General features: G+C 54.8%; 16 protein-coding genes. 8 read left to right on the top strand and 8 right to left on the bottom strand.

Going from position 1 to position 15,787, the window contains the following annotated elements; all coding sequences use genetic code 11:
- Positions 1-31: 31 nt before the first annotated feature.
- The 5 genes from astE to astC are packed head-to-tail and all read right to left on the bottom strand — an operon-like array spanning position 32 to position 6,056.
- Complete coding sequence (gene astE / locus OOJ59_RS16955; protein WP_160956209.1) at positions 32-997, bottom strand: succinylglutamate desuccinylase; 966 nt, start codon at positions 995-997, stop codon at positions 32-34.
- Positions 990-2,333 carry an N-succinylarginine dihydrolase gene (gene astB / locus OOJ59_RS16960; RefSeq protein ID WP_160956208.1) on the bottom strand — a complete coding sequence of 448 codons (1,344 nt, stop codon included), beginning with the start codon at positions 2,331-2,333 and terminating at the stop codon, positions 990-992. Before astB ends, astE begins: the two co-directional genes overlap by 8 nt.
- On the bottom strand, positions 2,330-3,808 hold the full coding sequence (astD, locus tag OOJ59_RS16965) for a succinylglutamate-semialdehyde dehydrogenase (protein WP_160956207.1): 1,479 nt from the start codon (positions 3,806-3,808) through the stop codon (positions 2,330-2,332). The genes astB and astD overlap by 4 nt, the downstream gene beginning before the upstream one ends.
- Positions 3,805-4,839 (bottom strand): arginine N-succinyltransferase, encoded by a 1,035-nt coding sequence (gene astA / locus OOJ59_RS16970; RefSeq protein WP_038640139.1) that lies wholly within the window; start codon positions 4,837-4,839, stop codon positions 3,805-3,807. Before astA ends, astD begins: the two co-directional genes overlap by 4 nt.
- Positions 4,836-6,056, bottom strand: coding sequence for a succinylornithine/acetylornithine transaminase (astC, locus tag OOJ59_RS16975; protein ID WP_085049504.1), 1,221 nt, complete (start codon positions 6,054-6,056; stop codon positions 4,836-4,838). Before astC ends, astA begins: the two co-directional genes overlap by 4 nt.
- A 444-nt stretch (positions 6,057-6,500) precedes the next feature.
- Here astC and xthA point away from each other — a divergent pair, with 444 nt between their 5' ends.
- From xthA to OOJ59_RS17010, 7 genes are all read left to right on the top strand, one after another.
- Complete coding sequence (gene xthA, locus OOJ59_RS16980) at positions 6,501-7,307, top strand: exodeoxyribonuclease III (protein WP_038640136.1); 807 nt, start codon at positions 6,501-6,503, stop codon at positions 7,305-7,307.
- Positions 7,308-7,530: 223 nt separating this feature from the next.
- A complete protein-coding gene (locus OOJ59_RS16985; RefSeq protein ID WP_193157166.1) occupies positions 7,531-8,187 on the top strand; it encodes a TVP38/TMEM64 family protein in 657 nt (218 codons plus the stop codon).
- Entirely contained in the window at positions 8,184-8,894 is a 711-nt protein-coding gene (locus OOJ59_RS16990; protein ID WP_137347190.1) for a TVP38/TMEM64 family protein, read from the top strand. Before OOJ59_RS16985 ends, OOJ59_RS16990 begins: the two co-directional genes overlap by 4 nt.
- Before the next feature lie 31 nt (positions 8,895-8,925).
- The gene (locus tag OOJ59_RS16995; RefSeq protein WP_160956205.1) at positions 8,926-10,095 is read left to right on the top strand and encodes an ABC transporter substrate-binding protein; all 1,170 of its coding nucleotides are present in this window, start codon (positions 8,926-8,928) and stop codon (positions 10,093-10,095) included.
- Positions 10,068-11,603, top strand: a complete 1,536-nt coding sequence (locus OOJ59_RS17000) for a thiamine ABC transporter permease (protein ID WP_160956204.1) — start codon at positions 10,068-10,070, stop codon at positions 11,601-11,603. The genes OOJ59_RS16995 and OOJ59_RS17000 overlap by 28 nt, the downstream gene beginning before the upstream one ends.
- The gene (locus tag OOJ59_RS17005) at positions 11,603-12,235 is read left to right on the top strand and encodes an ATP-binding cassette domain-containing protein (RefSeq protein WP_085049508.1); all 633 of its coding nucleotides are present in this window, start codon (positions 11,603-11,605) and stop codon (positions 12,233-12,235) included. The genes OOJ59_RS17000 and OOJ59_RS17005 overlap by 1 nt, the downstream gene beginning before the upstream one ends.
- A gap of 87 nt (positions 12,236-12,322) precedes the next feature.
- Entirely contained in the window at positions 12,323-13,630 is a 1,308-nt protein-coding gene (locus OOJ59_RS17010; RefSeq protein WP_110498830.1) for a sulfurtransferase, read from the top strand.
- A gap of 44 nt (positions 13,631-13,674) precedes the next feature.
- Here the strand turns inward: OOJ59_RS17010 and OOJ59_RS17015 are convergent, their stop codons facing one another.
- Together OOJ59_RS17015 and OOJ59_RS17020 are read right to left on the bottom strand one after the other, a co-directional pair.
- Positions 13,675-14,298, bottom strand: coding sequence for a CDP-alcohol phosphatidyltransferase family protein (locus OOJ59_RS17015; protein ID WP_160956203.1), 624 nt, complete (start codon positions 14,296-14,298; stop codon positions 13,675-13,677).
- The gene (locus tag OOJ59_RS17020) at positions 14,291-14,860 is read right to left on the bottom strand and encodes a carboxymuconolactone decarboxylase family protein (RefSeq protein ID WP_069324284.1); all 570 of its coding nucleotides are present in this window, start codon (positions 14,858-14,860) and stop codon (positions 14,291-14,293) included. Before OOJ59_RS17020 ends, OOJ59_RS17015 begins: the two co-directional genes overlap by 8 nt.
- A 79-nt stretch (positions 14,861-14,939) precedes the next feature.
- Here OOJ59_RS17020 and OOJ59_RS17025 point away from each other — a divergent pair, with 79 nt between their 5' ends.
- Entirely contained in the window at positions 14,940-15,353 is a 414-nt protein-coding gene (locus OOJ59_RS17025) for a pyrimidine (deoxy)nucleoside triphosphate diphosphatase (RefSeq protein ID WP_193157165.1), read from the top strand.
- On the opposite strand, the gene OOJ59_RS17030 is transcribed toward OOJ59_RS17025, so the two are convergent.
- Positions 15,313-15,573: a YnjH family protein gene (locus tag OOJ59_RS17030; protein ID WP_170973239.1), complete on the bottom strand. Its 261-nt coding sequence runs from the start codon at positions 15,571-15,573 to the stop codon at positions 15,313-15,315. The two genes, OOJ59_RS17025 and OOJ59_RS17030, sit on opposite strands and share 41 nt — an antisense overlap.
- Positions 15,574-15,787 lie beyond the last annotated feature (214 nt).

A 15,787-nucleotide genomic window follows, 5' to 3' on the forward strand; every position in this document is an offset into this window, starting at 1 on the left:
TCAGAAATAAATCTGAGGGCGATTATATTTATCAAAATCTTTCGAGCATCAATCCGGCACGTAAACCACAGGCCACATTTGGGTTCGGAAAAAGAACGTATTCAACGTCATGGGTGACGATAAAACGTTCATTTCCATCCTGCGCCAGCAAAGTGCCCTCGGTAAAGGGGGTAAAATTGAGCGTCTGGTTATCCATGTGGAGAATAAAATCGTCGCTACGCCGCGTAATCTGCGAGACCACACGGTAGCGCAACGGAGATGTTTCTACCGTAGGCACTCGCTCGCCCCGCAGCAGCTGCGCCATCGCATCTGCTGTGTGTGCAAACTGGGTCAGATCGTTTTGCCCGAACGGCAGCGCTTTACCCAGTTCCAGCGTACAGGCCAGCGTGCCAAAATGTTCAGCGCTAAAATGGGTGAACGTACCGCCTGGGGTCTGATGGAAAACCAATGCCTCCAGCCCCGCATCCCCCAGCCAACCCAGAAAATTTTCGTCCCAGGCAACATTGCGTTGTGGCAACACGCCAAAGCGCAAATGCTGTGAGCCGCGAATGGCGGTGTGAAGATCCAGATGCCAGCGCACAGGCTCTTTCGCGCGCGAGTAAAAATCTGCCAGACACAGTTCAAGCTCATGGGCTCTGTGCGTTTCTTCACTCTCGGCAAAACTCTGCCACCGGCCACCAAACATCCGGTTCAGATCGCTATGACAATAACGTTTTCCCGCGGCCAGCGCCTGCGGGTTACCGAGAATGACCAGCAGCCGCCATGTTAGCGCCAGCTCACCGTTAAACAGCCTGGTCAGCAATGAATCAAGTATTTCTACCGGCGCGGTTTCATTGCCATGAATTCCCGCAGAAAGCACCAGCGACTGTTCAACCGGCGCAGTTGGTGTCAGTTCCAGTACCCCGTGACCAAGCCATTGCCAGACAAAACCGTGAATTGTGCCCTGCGTTTTCTCAGGTGCGCTACCTGCAAGCGTCAGGGCCAGAAAATTATCCATGGCTCGTTCTCTCCTGCTGGAAGGGATAAACAGAGCCGAGATTGAGCAATTGCGTCAGCGTATCCAACGCTTCACGCCCTTCGCGCAACAACTGCGGATCCGCGAGGTCCGTTGCGACAAGGCGATCGCGATAGTAGCGGTCAACCCAGTTATTCAGCGTATTGAACAGCGTGTCGTTCATGATAACCGCCGGATTCACGGCCTGCAGCTCCTGTGGGGTAAGCACCACTCGCAGGCGTAAACAGGCCGGGCCGCCGCCGTTGGACATGCTTTCGCGCAAATCAAAGACCCGCAGGTCATCGATCGGATTGTCATCTGCAAGCAAGCGGCTCAGATATCGCCACACGCCAGCATGCTCCCGACATTCCTGCGGTAAAACCAGCATCATCGAACCGTCGTCACGACTCAGTAATTGGCTGTTAAACAGATAGGTCGTTACCGCATCCTGCACCGACACCTCCGCGGCCGGGACTTCCAGCGCGGTAAAACCGTCCACCTGGCGGCGTAGTTGCTCTAACAACGTTTGCTGTCTGACAAACGCCTGCTGATGACAAAACAGCACCTGACGATTCGACACCGCAATCACATCGTTATGAAACACGCCAAGATCGATAACGTCCGGGTTTTGCTGAGCAAAAACAAGCTGATGTGGATTGACCTGATTCAGCCGGGCTACGGCCTCGCTGGCTTCACGAGATTGTCTCGCCGGATAGCGCCTCGGCTGTGACGCATTCCCCTCTTCACGACCGTAAATAAACAGTTGTAAGCCGGGATCGCCATAATCCCCACCAAGGCGGTTATGGTTTGCCGCCCCTTCATCACCGAACAACGCAACCTGAGGCAATGCGCCATGAATCGCAAAGGTATTTTCATCACGAAAAATCGAGCGTAACAGCGCTTCGGTCGTCGGCGCTTCCAGCGAACGGTGGAACTTATTATTCAGATTCGCCACCGTTAAATGCACTTTCCCGTCCAGTGAATCTGCCGAAGGACAGACCGTTGCCGCATTCGCCACCCACATAGGAGATGCGGAGCTGGCGCTGGAGAGCCAGTGCGGCGCCTGACGCGCCACCTTGTCCAGAATCTGCTCATCACTGCCGCAAAAGCCCAACTGACGCAGCGCCGGGAGATAGGGACGTTCATGAGGCGGGATCACCGCCTGAGGGAATCCCGCATCCGCCAGCGCTTTCATTTTTAACAAACCCTGCTTTGCCGCCAGACGAGGGTTCGACACCTGAAAACGGTGGCTGGTCGAAGCCTCATTACCAAATGACAGTCCCGCATAGTGGTGGGTGAGTCCCACCAGACCATCGAAATTGACCTCACGCGCTTTCATCGTTTATCCCCGCAAGAGAAATCCAGACCGGGGCTGAGCGCCGACGGCAGGGTTAAGGCCGGAGATTCCAGGCTCGCCATCGGCCAGGCGCAATAATCTGCGGCATACCACGCGCTGGCGCGATGGTTACCGGACGCGCCCACACCACCAAACGGTGCGGTGCTTGCCGCGCCGGTTAACGGTTTATTCCAGTTAACAATCCCGGCCCGCGCCTCCAGCAGGAGCTGATCAAACTGGCTGCGATCGGGTGAAACCAGCCCGCATGACAACCCAAAGCGGGTGTTGTTCGCCATACGAATCGCGTCATCAAAGCTGTCATAGCGCCAGACGCCGAGCAGAGGACCAAAAACCTCTTCATCGGGTACGTTTGCCACGTCGGTCAGTTCAATAATACCGGGGGTCAGCAGCGACGTTCCGGCTTTCACCATGCGTGGCGCCAGCAGCGTGCGCCCCCCCAACGACGCAAGACGTTGCCAGGCATCACAAACGTGCTGTGCGGCCTGTTCAGAAATCAGCCCGCCTAAAAACGGCTGCGGTTCCGCATCCCAGTGAGCTGGCATTAGTCGTTGGCTGACTTCCACCAGACGCGCGAGGAACGCGTCTCCCTGCGCGCCGTTTTTAATCAACAGGCGACGGGCGCAGGTACAACGCTGCCCGGCGGTAACAAATGCGGATTGAATGGTCAGATGTACTGCCGCATCAATATCTTCCGGGTTCTCAATGATCAGCGGGTTGTTGCCGCCCATCTCCAGCGCAAGGATTTTTTCCGGCTGGCCGGATAACTGTCGATGCAGCTGATAACCGGTATTGGCACTGCCGGTAAACAGCAGACCATCCAGATCATCCAACGCGCTCAGCGCCTGCCCCGTTTCGCGTCCGCCCTGCACCAGATTCAGCACGCCCGGCGGCAATCCCGCCTGTTCCCACAGCTTTGTCACGGCTTCACCGGTCCACGGCGTCAGCTCGCTGGGCTTGAAAATCAACGTGTTGCCCGCCAGCAGAGCCGGAACAATATGGCCATTGGGCAAATGGCCAGGGAAGTTATACGGGCCAAATACCGCCAGCACGCCGTGCGGCCGATGGCGCAACGTCGCCGCGCCATCCGGTAGTTCACTGTGCTGCTCCCCGGTACGGGCATGGTAAGCTTTCACGGAAATAGCAATTTTATTGATCATCGCCGTCAGTTCAGTGGCGGCTTCCCAGCGCGGCTTGCCGGTTTCCCGGGCGATAATCTGGGTTAGCTCGGCTTTATTGCTTTCCAGCAATGAAGCAAATTTTTCGACAATAGCCTGACGCGCGCTAAAGGGGTGTTTAGCCCAACCGGCAAAGGCGGTGCGCGCAGCACGGCAAGCCTGCATCACCTGAGTCGCGTCGGCATCATTACCTTGCCACAGCACATCACCGCTTACCGGATTCGTTTTCACCCGACGCTCGCCAAGCCCCGTCACCCAGTCGCCGTTTATCCATAATGTCATGCTGTTTTCTCCTCTGCACAAAGACGCACAAAACGTACATGGTCGCCCGCGTGGCATTTCAGGGCGTCCAGTTGCGCCGCCGTCAGTACCAGACGTTGGGTATCCGGGTCAGCGCGAACCAACATGACGCGGAAGTTTTGATAGTTTTCATTAGCGACCAGACAGGCCGGGTAATCGCCGATCGCTGGCTGGCCTTCCGCCACTTCCACCAGCCTGCTTTTACGGATAGCGCGAACGCGGTCGATATCGCATTCCAGCGTCGGCCCGCCATCGAAAATGTCGACATAGTTACGGTAGCGAAATCCTTCTTTCTCCAGCACCGCCCGCGCCGGAGCGGTTTGCGGATGTACCTGACCAATTACGCTTTGCGCTTCCTCAGACAGGAAATGGGTATAAATAGGATGCTTGGGCATCAGTTCAGCAATAAAGGCTTTTTGTCCGGTGCCGCAGAGAAAATCCGCACGGCTGAATTCCATGGAGAAAAAGCGTTTGCCGAGGCTTTCCCAGAAGGGAGAGTAACCGTGCTCATCGATTACACCGCGCATCTCGGCCACGACCTTTTCATTAAACCGGTCACGAAATGCCGCCATAAACATAAAGCGCGATTTAGACAACAAATAGCCGTTGCCCTCTTTACGCCAGTCGGGATCGAGAAACAGAGAGCAAAGCTCGCTGCTGCCCGTGTGATCGTTACTCAGAAACAGCGTCGGCAGCGCGTTATATACGTTCAGCTCTTTCGAGGCGTGCACCAGCGTGCCAACCCGATAGTTGTACCAGGGATCGTTAAGCCCTACCGCCACCTCGATGGCGCAAATCCCTGCCACGGTTCCGCTGGCGCTGTCTTCAAGTACAAAAACATAGCCTTGCTCACTTTTCGGCAACTCACCGCGCCAGGTTTGTAGCGAGCGTTCGATACGCGCCATCAGCGTGGCTTCATTGGCCGGTAGCGAAGTCAACCCACCGCCGGTCTTACCGGCCAGTTGCATCAGCGCGGTGATATCAGCACGTTCAATAGGACGAATCACCATCATGATGAACCTCCTGCTTTAATGCGTTCGCAGGCCAGCGCAAAGCGATCCAGTCCGCTAGCAACCTCTTCTTCGCTGACGTTTAACGCTGGCGCAAAGCGCACCACGTTAGCGCCAGCGATCAGCACCATCACTCCGGCATTGGCCGCCTCTTGCGAGATGAGTTTCGCTTTCCCGGCAAATTCCGCGTTCAGTACGCAGCCGATCAGCAGGCCGAGCCCACGAATTTCACTAAACAGTCCAAAACGTTCGTTAATAGCGTTAATACGCTCCACAAACCAGTCGTGACGCTGCTTAACACCGTTGAGCATATCCGGGGTGTTAACAATCTCCAGCAGTTTGCCCGCCACCGCCGTGGCCAGCGGGTTTCCGCCGTATGTTGTACCGTGCGTACCAACCGTCATCACGCTGGCACAGTCTGCTGTCGCCAATAACGCGCCGATGGGGAAACCGCCGCCCAACGCTTTGGCTGTCGTCAGCAGGTCTGGCGTAACGCCATAGTGCATATAGGCATACAGTTCGCCGGTACGACCCACACCGGTCTGGACTTCGTCAAAAATCAGCAGCGCATTGTGGCGATCGCATAATTCACGCAGCCCCTGTAAGAAGTCATTTGTTGCTGGTACGACGCCGCCTTCCCCCTGCACCGGTTCAACGATGACCGCACAGGTGGTGTCATCAATCAGTTGGCGGGCGGAGTCGAGATCGTTATAGACGGCATGGCGGATATCCGGCGGCAGCGGCGCGAAATCTTGTGAATAAGCGGGCTGCCCTCCGGCGCTGACGGTGAACAGCGTGCGGCCATGGAAAGCATTTTTAAACGCCACGATGCCGCTCTTCTGGCTGCCAAAACGATCGTGAGCATATTTACGCGCCAGCTTTAATGCCGCTTCGTTAGCCTCCGCGCCGGAGTTACAGAAGAAAACACGCTCGGCGAAGGTGGCATCAATCAGCTTTTTCGCCAGACGCAGCACCGGCTCGTTGGTGTAGCCATTTCCCGTGTGCCAGAATTTGCTCGCCTGGTCGTTTAATGCCTCGCGCAATGCCGGATGGGCGTGCCCCAGCGCGTTAACCGCAATGCCTCCCGCGAAATCGATATACTCTTTACCCTGCTGATCCCACAGACGTGAACCTTCACCACGCACCGGAATAAAAGGAGCCGGGGCATATACGGGCATCATCCATTCATCAAAATTTTCACGCGTAATTGACAGAGACATAGCGACCTCAACGGTAAATAAAAGGTTATTTATATGTTAATAAATATAGTATTTGCGGTGTAAATGTAGATTGCAGGGTTCGTGCCAGCCAGCAAAAAAAGTGCATAAACAAAGGTCGGTGACGGAATATCAACAGGTTACAACGTGGCGATATTCACTTAATGTGCATATAAAGTGAATATGTTTGCGCACCAGGCGACTAAATAGAGGAAAAACCGCAGTTTTATTCAGTTGCCAAATATAATTCTGGAATTGTGATCGTATACGAAATTTATCGGAAATTATTGCTCTGTTCTGACGCGCTTCGCGCCAAAACGGTGCAGTTTTTGCTCCATCGTTAACACCATTGGCAATCATTGTTGGAATCAGGTGACAAGAAGCAGTCAGCCAGCGGAAATTCTGCTACCATCCTTGCACTATTCATCTTGCAAAACGGCAGCGACTATGAAATTTGTCTCTTTTAATATCAACGGCCTGCGTGCCCGTCCTCATCAACTGGCAGCCATTGTCGAAAAACACCAACCGGATGTGATTGGCTTACAGGAGACAAAAGTCCACGACGACATGTTCCCTCTCGAAGAGGTAGCAAAGCTGGGTTACAACGTCTTTTACCATGGTCAGAAAGGTCATTACGGCGTGGCGCTGCTAACGAAAGAAACGCCAATCGCAGTGCGTCGTGGCTTCCCGGACGATGGCGAAGAAGCGCAGCGTCGTATCATCATGGCGGAAATCCCATCCCCACTGGGCAGCATTACCGTGATCAACGGCTATTTCCCGCAGGGCGAAAGCCGTGACCACGAAACCAAATTTCCGGCCAAGGCCGCGTTTTACCAGAATCTACAAAACTATCTGGAGACTGAACTGAAACGCGACAATCCGGTCTTGATCATGGGCGATATGAACATCAGCCCAACCGATCTCGATATCGGCATTGGCGAAGAAAACCGTAAACGCTGGCTGCGTACCGGTAAATGTTCCTTCCTGCCGGAAGAGCGCGAGTGGATGGAGCGCCTGCTGGGCTGGGGCCTGGTGGACACCTATCGTCATGCTTATCCTGAAAAAAATGACCAGTTCTCGTGGTTTGATTACCGCTCCAAAGGCTTTGATGATAACCGTGGCCTGCGTATCGATCTGCTGTTAGCGAGCAACCCACTGGCGGAGCGCTGCGAAGAAACCGGCATCGACTATGAGATCCGCAGCATGGAAAAACCGTCCGATCATGCGCCGGTATGGGCTAAATTCCGCGTCTGACCTCCTGCGATTTGTCACTCTCCGGGCCTCGCCTGGAGAGTCTGTTTATTCTGTGTAAAATCAATAAATCGACGGTAATACATTGTTGTGTCCGGGAATTTATTATATCTTCGCGCGCACTTTTCGCTGACGAAAACGCTGCATTACACTCGGTTTTACAGGAGAACCCCCATGAAAAAGAAGTTCGCATAACGCAGAATATCGACTGCTGATTGTCACAGTCCTGTTCTGCGTTCTGGCGGGAGTTTTCCATTATTTCGGCCTGACCGACCTGATAACCAATTTCCATCATTTACAAAACGTCATCCGCCAAAGCGGTATGTTCGGCTATACGCTTTACATCTTGCTGTTTATCATCGCTGCGCTGTGTCTGATCCCCGGCAGTATTCTGGTGATCGTCGGCGGTGTGCTGTTTGGCCCTGTGGCAGGGACGCTTGTCTCGTTAGTGGCGGCAACCGTCGCCTCGGCGCTGTCGTTTTTGCTGGCTCGCTGGCTTGGTCGGGAACTACTGCTGAAATACGTTGGGCACACGGCGACTTTTCAGGCAATCGAGAAAGGCATTGCCCATAGCGGATTGGACTTTCTGATCCTGACCCGACTCGTACCATTGTTCCCCTATAATATTCAAAATTACGCCTATGGACTGACGGCGATTCCGTTCTGGTCATTTACGGTGATATCTGCGGTAACCATCTTGCCCGGCATCTTTATCTATACGCTGATGTCGCACGAACTGGCCAGCGAAGGCATGACTCTGGCATTTATCGGCAAACTCAGCGTTGCGGGCCTGGCGTTATTCATTCTTATTCAGGCGGCAAAAGCCTGGGCCAGATATAAACATATCGATCCGTCGTCCAGCCACGAGTGTGCAGGTAAATGACAAAGCTGAACAAAGCGCGATTAACCCACTATTACCGGGCAGGATTGATAGTTGTGCTGCTGCTCGCGCTGATGGCATGGGCGTGGATACCTGGCGTCAGTGATTTTCTCCGGGGCAGCCTGGCGGCGTTTACTACGCTGGATCAACACGCGCTCGAGAACTTCATTCGTTCGTATGGGACCCAGGCTGCGGTTGTATCGTTCTTCCTGATGATCTTACAGGCCATCGTCGCGCCGCTTCCCGCCTTTGTGATTACGTTTGCCAATGCCTCGCTGTTTGGCGCGTTTTGGGGCGGTGTACTGTCCTGGAGCAGCGCGATGGTCGGCGCAGCGCTGTGTTTTTTTATTGCCCGCGTTTTGGGTCGCAGTGCGGTGGAAAAGCTGACCGGGAAAACGGTGCTGAACAACATGGACGCTTTTTTCGAACGTTATGGCAAGCACACTATTCTCATCTGTCGCCTGTTACCTTTTGTGCCCTTCGACCCGGTAAGCTATGCCGCGGGCCTGACCTCGATTCGTTTTCGCCACTTTCTCCTCGCCACCGGCTTCGGTCAGTTACCCGCCACGATTGTCTATTCGTGGGCCGGTAGCCTGTTAACCGGCGGTACATTTTGGTTTGTTACCGGCCTGTTCATCCTGTTTGCCCTGAGCGTGGTGATTTCAGGAGCAAGAAGCCTTTACCTTGAGCGTCAACGGAAGAAAACCTGAGACATACGCCATTTTTAGCAATGGAGATATTATGCGTTACTGCTTATTGTGCCTGAGTTTGCTGCTCTGCCCGCTGGCGGCTTTTTCCCAGGACGCCAGCTGGCAGCAAATCAAAAATGACGCCCGCGGTCAGACGGTATGGTTCAATGCCTGGAGTGGCGATAACGCCATTAACCAGTATCTCGACTGGGTTAGCGGTGAGATGAAAACGCACTATGCCATTAACCTGAAAATTGTGCGGCTGGCGGATGCCGCCGACGCCGTTAAACGCATCCAGACCGAGGCGGCGTCCGGGCGAACAACCGGCGGATCTGTCGACTTATTGTGGGTAAACGGTGAAAACTTCCGCACATTAAAAGAAGCGGGTCTGCTGCAAACCCAGTGGGCGCAGGCGTTACCTAACTGGCGCTATGTTGATACCCGGAAACCGGTCAGTGAAGACTTTGCCATCCCCACGGAAGGGGCAGAATCGCCATGGGGCGGCGCACAGCTAACCTTCATTGCCCGGCGCGATCTCACCGCCCAGCCGCCGCAATCCCCGCATGCGTTGCTTGAATTTGCGCAGGCACACCCTGGCACAGTTACCTACCCGCGCCCGCCAGACTTTACCGGCACGGCTTTTCTCGAGCAGTTATTGATTATGCTCACCACGGAACCGCAAGCATTGAAAGTTGCGCCCGATTCCGCCACATTCGCCAACGTTACCGCTCCGTTATGGCATTATCTTGACGCTCTACACCCTTCACTATGGCGTGAAGGCAAAGATTTTCCTCCCACGCCTGCGCGGATGGATGCGTTGCTGAATACCGGTACGTTGCGCTTATCATTGACCTTTAACCCAGCCCACGCGCAGCAAAAAATGGCCAGCGGCGAATTGCCTAAAACCAGCTATAGTTTTGGTTTCTCACAGGGCATGATCGGCAACGTGCATTTTGTCACTATTCCGGCGAATGCTCGCGCCAGCGCCGGAGCAAAAGTCGTGGCAAACTTCCTGCTTTCTCCCGAAGCGCAGTTGCGTAAAGCTGACCCTGCTATCTGGGGAGACCCTTCGGTACTTGATCCGCAAAAACTGCCCAACGAACAGCGTAACGCACTGCTGGCGTACACCCCGCAAGGACTCCCTGCCGTACTGCCGGAACCACATGCTGCCTGGATAAATGCACTGGAACAAGAATGGCTACGCCGCTACGGTACGCATTAATTCTGTTGCTGTGGGGCATCATGACGGCAGTTTATCTGCCGCTGGTGCCAGCAACGTTCTCTCTGCTAGCCCCAGCGCTTCGCACCACGCACTGGCTGGCGCTCTTTGACGATCCTCAACTCTGGCAGGCGTTGCTGGCAACGCTGGTTTCCGTAAGCCTCGCGGCTCTGGGTGCCCTGACCATTACGCTGTTGGCGATCCTCTTTTTGTGGCCTGGCGCTGGCTGGGCGCGATTGTGCACGCGCCTGCCCTTGCTGCTGGCGATCCCGCACGTCGCATTCGCGACCAGCATGCTGTTGATTTTTGCCGAAGGCGGTATGCTTTGGCAGTGGCTGCCCTTTCTCAACGCGCAACCGGACCGCTATGGAGTTGGGCTTGGCATCACGCTGGCGGTGAAAGAGAGCGCCTTTTTGTTGTGGATCCTCTCAGCCCTGTTGAGTGAAAAACAACTTTCACAGCAGGTTATCGTCCTGGATTCGCTGGGTTACAGCCGTTTGCAATGCCTGAACTGGCTGGTTCTGCCCTCCATCGCCCCTGCGTTAGGCAAAGCCATGCTGGCCGTCGTGGCCTGGTCACTCTCCGTTGTGGATGTGGCCATCGTCCTTGGCCCCGGCAATCCGCCCACGCTTGCTGTGCTTAGCTGGCAATGGCTCAGCCAGGGCGATGCCGAACAACAGGCCAAAGGCGCACTCGCCAGCCTGCTGCTGGTGTTGCTGCTATTAATCTTCGCGCTGGTGGGCTATCTGTTCTGGCGTGGCTGGCAGCGCACAATTCCGGCAGTAAACGGAATACGCCTGCGTTTTTCGTCCACAACAATCGCACAGCCGCTGGTACAACTTTTGCCCATCAGCGGAGTAGTATGCACCCTGGTGCTGGCGCTTTCCGCCAACTCTTCATCGCTCAACAGTGAGGCGCTCAGCAATAGTCTGCAACTGGGGCTCATCTCCAGCGTGCTGGGGTTACTGATGCTCTTTGCGTGGCTGGAATGGGGACCGCAAACCGGACACCGTTGGGTCTGGCTGCCCATTATCCTGCCCGCGCTGCCGCTGGTCACCGGACAGTATCTGTTGGCGTTATATACCGGACAAGATGGGCTGATGACGACCATCATCTGGGGCCACCTGCTGTGGGTGATGCCGTGGATGCTGTTTGTGCTCAAACCGGCGTGGCAACGCATTGACCCACGATTGATTTTGATTGCACAAACGCTGGGCTGGACACGAGGTCGCATATTTTGGCGGGTAAAATGCCCGCTGCTGTTACGCCCGGCACTGGTCGCCTTCGCGGTTGGCTTCTCGGTCAGTATTGCCCAATATATGCCAACGCTATGGTTAGGGGCCGGACGCTATCCCACCCTGACCATCGAGGCGGTGGCATTAAGCAGCGGCGGCAGCACGGCTGTTTTAGCGACACAGGCGCTATGGCAGCTTCTGTTACCGCTATTCGTTTTCGTACTGGCGGCGCTTTTCGCCGCGTGGCTTGGCCGCTTTCGACAAGGACTCCGTTAATGCTCATCGTTCAAAGCCTTTCAGTGTACCGGGGCGCGACAACGCTACTGAAAGATGTGAACTTCCAGGTTAGCAAAAGTGACATTGTCACTATTATGGGACCTTCCGGTAGCGGTAAGTCTTCGCTTTTTTCGTGGATGGTCGGCGCATTGTCTCCTCAGTTTCAGGCTTCAGGCGAACTGTGGCTCAACGAACGACGTATAGACACGCTGCCCACCGCGCAGCGCCAGATTGGCATTCTGTTCCAGGATGCGTTGTTGTTTGACCATTTCAGCGTTGGGCAGAATTTACTGCTAGCCTTACCCGCCAGCCTGCAAGGATCCGCCAGACGCCATACTGTTGAAAACGCCCTTACGCGCGCGGACCTGGCTGGATTTTATCATCGCGATCCGGCCTCGCTCTCCGGCGGCCAACGATCGCGTGTCGCCCTGCTGCGCGCCCTGCTGGCTCAGCCTCAAGCGCTACTGCTCGATGAACCCTTTAGCAGACTGGATGCGTCGCTACGCGATACCTTTCGCCAGTGGGTCTTTACCGAGGTGCGCAAGCTGAATATTCCGGTGGTACAGGTTACGCATGACGCGCAGGATGTCCCGTCAGCAGGCCGTGTATTACAGATGGAAAACTGGGCGTGAATGTGGCGATATGCTGCGTTAACGCAAGGTTTTTACTTAACCGGCGGCACAGAATGTCGTCTTCTTTTTTCAACGTCGGGCTATTCGATGAAACGTGTTTCTCAAATGACCGCGCTGGCACTGGCTTTAGGGCTCGCTTGCGCTTCTTCCTGGGCTGCTGAAACAGCACAGACGCTCACCCTCAACCAGTTACAGCAAAAGCAAGGCGCGGCGATCGATACCCGTCAGAGCGCTTTTTACAACGGCTGGCCACAATCGCTCAATGGTCCTTCCGGACACGAACCCTCCGCACTGAATCTGTCTGCCGCCTGGCTCGACAAAATGAATGATGAACAACTCAATGCCTGGGTGAAGGCGCATCAGCTAAAAACCGATGCGCCGGTGGCGTTGTATGGTAGCGATAGCGAGATGCAGGCCGTTAAATCCCGCCTGCAGAAAGTCGGTTTTAGCCATATTTCAACCCTCAGCGACGCCCTTGCGGATCCTGGCCGCCTGCAACGTCTGCCGCACTTCGAACAACTGGTTTACCCGCAGTGGCTGCACGACCTGCAGCAGGGAAAAGAAGTGACCGCCAAACCTTCGGGTGACTGGAAAGTGATTGAAGCCGCCTGGGGCGCGCCGAAGCTGTATCTGCTCAGTCATATTCCCGGTGCAGGATACATTGATACCAACGAAGTCGAGAGCGAACCACTGTGGAATAAAGTTTCCGACGCGCAACTCAAAGCCATGCTGGCAAAACATGGTATTCGCCACGACACCACGGTGATTTTATACGGTCGTGATGTCTATGCCGCCGCGCGCGTGGCGCAAATCATGTTGTATGCAGGCGTGAAAGATGTGCGTCTGCTCGACGGCGGGTGGCAAACCTGGTCAGATTCAGGTTTACCGGTGGAACGCGGAACGCCGCCGACGGTGAAAGCGGCTCCTGATTTTGGCGTTGCTATCCCTGCCCAACCACAACTAATGCTGAATACGGAACAGGCTCGCGGCCTGCTGCATCGCCAGGATGCGTCGCTGGTCAGCATCCGCTCGTGGCCTGAGTTTATTGGTACCACCAGCGGCTATAGCTACATCAAGCCAAAAGGTGAGATCGCAGGCGCACGCTGGGGCCACGCGGGGAGTGATTCCACGCATATGGAAGATTTTCATAACCCGGACGGCACCATGCGCAGCGCGGATGATATCGCCGCCATGTGGAAACAGTGGAATATCACGCCAGACCAGCAGGTTTCTTTCTACTGCGGCACCGGCTGGCGTGCTTCAGAAACGTTTATGTATGCCCGCGCGATGGGCTGGAAAAACGTCTCTGTTTACGACGGTGGCTGGTATGAGTGGAGCAGCAATCCGAAAAACCCGGTCGCCAGCGGTGAACGGGGTCCGGACAGCAGCAAGTAATATGGTCACCCTTGCCGGATAAGCGCATCCGGCAACACAAGACGTTACGCCTGACGCTGAACCGCTTTCAGCGTCAGATATCCGCTCCAGATCCGAGTGAACGTCGTCATCCAGCACAGCGCGCCAAAGACCCACGCCAGCACGGCAAAAGATTCCGGGAACAAACAGCCCAAAACAAACAGCAAAATAGTCTCAGTGCCTTCGGTTAGCCCCCCCAGATAATAAAACGATTTATGCGCGTAGCCTGGGTTATCAATATCGTGTTTCGCTGCCAGGGCCGCGAAGGCGAGGAAGCTGCTGCCAGTGCCAATAAACGCAAATAACAGCCAGCCCCCAGCCAGTGCATTCTGCGCAGGTGCGGCAAGAATAAAACCAAACGGTACCAGGGCGTAAAACAGAAAATCGAGTGAGATATCGAGAAATCCTCCCGCGTCGGTTAGCCCTCTGCGCCGCGCCAGCGCCCCGTCCAGCCCGTCAAACAAGCGATTAAGCACAATGACCACCAGCGCCGCCAGATACCAGCCTAACGCCAGAAATGGCAGGGCCAACACGCCAATAGTAAAACCAACCAGCGTCAGGCCATCCGGGGTAATCGCAGGTTTATCAATAATGCCCACACAGCGATGCAACAGCGGTTTTAACCGTGGATGAAGATGACGGTCAAGCATGCGGGCGTCCTTTAAAACTGTCGCACAATCCTTGCGCAGGAATATCGAGGGCGGCATTAAAACGCGCCGAGAGATTTTGAAACGCAATCAGCGCGGTCATTTCAGTAATGACATCATCGGTAAAATGCTGCTTCATTTGCGTTTTCAGCGCATCGTCTACCTGTGGTGGCGTGGCGGTCACCGCATCCGCATAGGCCAGCGCTATGCGCTCTTCTGCGTTAAACAGCGCTGATTCTTGCCAGTTGGCAACCTGCAAGACTTTATCCAGCGCGCCACAGCGTTCCGCCAGCCGTAAGCTGTTGGCATCAACACAGAAGGCGCAATGACATACCTGAGAAACGCGGGTCATTAACAATGCGCGCATCACCGGCGTTAAGCGCGCCTTTTTACGCTCCAGAAACCCGACAAACAGCGCCACCAGCCAAAACAGAAACGGCATCCGCCCCCACCAGCGCGTGGGATGCAGCACATCGCCATAATGTTTTTTCTGCGTCGCGACGAGCGGTTGCAAACTGGAGGGAATACGCGTTAACGGACTTACCCACGAGTGAGGATCGTTCAACGATGACTCCTGAATACTTTAGATAACTCAAAGATAAATATAGTATGTCATTTTCTGCTGTTAGATCTTGATGAATATGATGAAAACCCTCGACGTGGTCGCCGCTATCATTGAACGTGATGGCAAAATTTTACTGGCTCAGCGTTCGCCGGAGGCGGATCAGCCAGGCATGTGGGAATTTGCTGGCGGTAAAGTTGAGTCGGGCGAAAGTCAGCCTCAGGCTCTGGTGCGTGAACTGCGTGAAGAATTAGGCATCGACGCAGTCGTTGGGCGCTATATCGCCAGCCATCAACGTGAGGTTTCGGGCCGGCTGATTCATTTACATGCCTGGCATGTACCGTCTTTTCAGGGAGAACTGAATGCGTATGAACACCAGAATATGGTCTGGTGTTCACCCGAAGAGGCGCGGCGTTATCCGCTGGCGCCTGCCGATATCCCGCTGTTAGAAGCCTTTATTCTTTTACGCGCCGCCAGACCAGCGGATTCGTGCTGATCGTTTTATCATCGCGTTGGCACTGAAGCAGCACACCATCCGCTTTGATCACCGCCCCTTCGGAATAGTTTTGATCCTGATAAATACAGCACTGACTACAAGGCTGCGCTCGCTGCCCGCTGGAACTGAACACTTCCGGCGGCACATTCACCTGCACATCCGGGCGATAAAGCTGATTTGCCAGCGTCGCGCTGGACACCAGTACCAACGCTCCTGCCATGATTAAACGGCGCATATTCTTTCCTTTGTGACTGACAGTTATGCTCAGTATAACGGTATAAATCGGCAGAAACTTTAGTCCCGCCCGTCATCGTTTTTGGTTATGACCCACGCCGCGATATTAATTTACTTAGCGGGGTTAATTTTTTCTTGCATCCCGTCACGCTGCTGGTGGTATAGTCAAAAACTGCAAAACACTTAACACAAATATCAAA

This window comes from Citrobacter sp. W9 (assembly GCF_026719375.1).
GTDB lineage: Bacteria > Pseudomonadota > Gammaproteobacteria > Enterobacterales > Enterobacteriaceae > Citrobacter > Citrobacter werkmanii.

Coding starts and splice junctions, on each gene's coding strand:
- OOJ59_RS16995 (WP_160956205.1), top strand. CDS start 8,926: ATGCGTTACTGCTTATTGTGCCTGAGTTTGCTGCTCTGCCCGCTGGCG.
- astA (WP_038640139.1), bottom strand. CDS start 4,839: ATGATGGTGATTCGTCCTATTGAACGTGCTGATATCACCGCGCTGATG.
- OOJ59_RS17015 (WP_160956203.1), bottom strand. CDS start 14,298: ATGCTTGACCGTCATCTTCATCCACGGTTAAAACCGCTGTTGCATCGC.
- OOJ59_RS17010 (WP_110498830.1), top strand. CDS start 12,323: ATGAAACGTGTTTCTCAAATGACCGCGCTGGCACTGGCTTTAGGGCTC.
- astC (WP_085049504.1), bottom strand. CDS start 6,056: ATGTCTCTGTCAATTACGCGTGAAAATTTTGATGAATGGATGATGCCC.
- OOJ59_RS17000 (WP_160956204.1), top strand. CDS start 10,068: ATGGCTACGCCGCTACGGTACGCATTAATTCTGTTGCTGTGGGGCATC.
- OOJ59_RS17030 (WP_170973239.1), bottom strand. CDS start 15,573: ATGGCAGGAGCGTTGGTACTGGTGTCCAGCGCGACGCTGGCAAATCAG.
- astE (WP_160956209.1), bottom strand. CDS start 997: ATGGATAATTTTCTGGCCCTGACGCTTGCAGGTAGCGCACCTGAGAAA.
- OOJ59_RS17025 (WP_193157165.1), top strand. CDS start 14,940: ATGAAAACCCTCGACGTGGTCGCCGCTATCATTGAACGTGATGGCAAA.
- xthA (WP_038640136.1), top strand. CDS start 6,501: ATGAAATTTGTCTCTTTTAATATCAACGGCCTGCGTGCCCGTCCTCAT.
- astD (WP_160956207.1), bottom strand. CDS start 3,808: ATGACATTATGGATAAACGGCGACTGGGTGACGGGGCTTGGCGAGCGT.
- OOJ59_RS17005 (WP_085049508.1), top strand. CDS start 11,603: ATGCTCATCGTTCAAAGCCTTTCAGTGTACCGGGGCGCGACAACGCTA.
- OOJ59_RS16990 (WP_137347190.1), top strand. CDS start 8,184: ATGACAAAGCTGAACAAAGCGCGATTAACCCACTATTACCGGGCAGGA.
- astB (WP_160956208.1), bottom strand. CDS start 2,333: ATGAAAGCGCGTGAGGTCAATTTCGATGGTCTGGTGGGACTCACCCAC.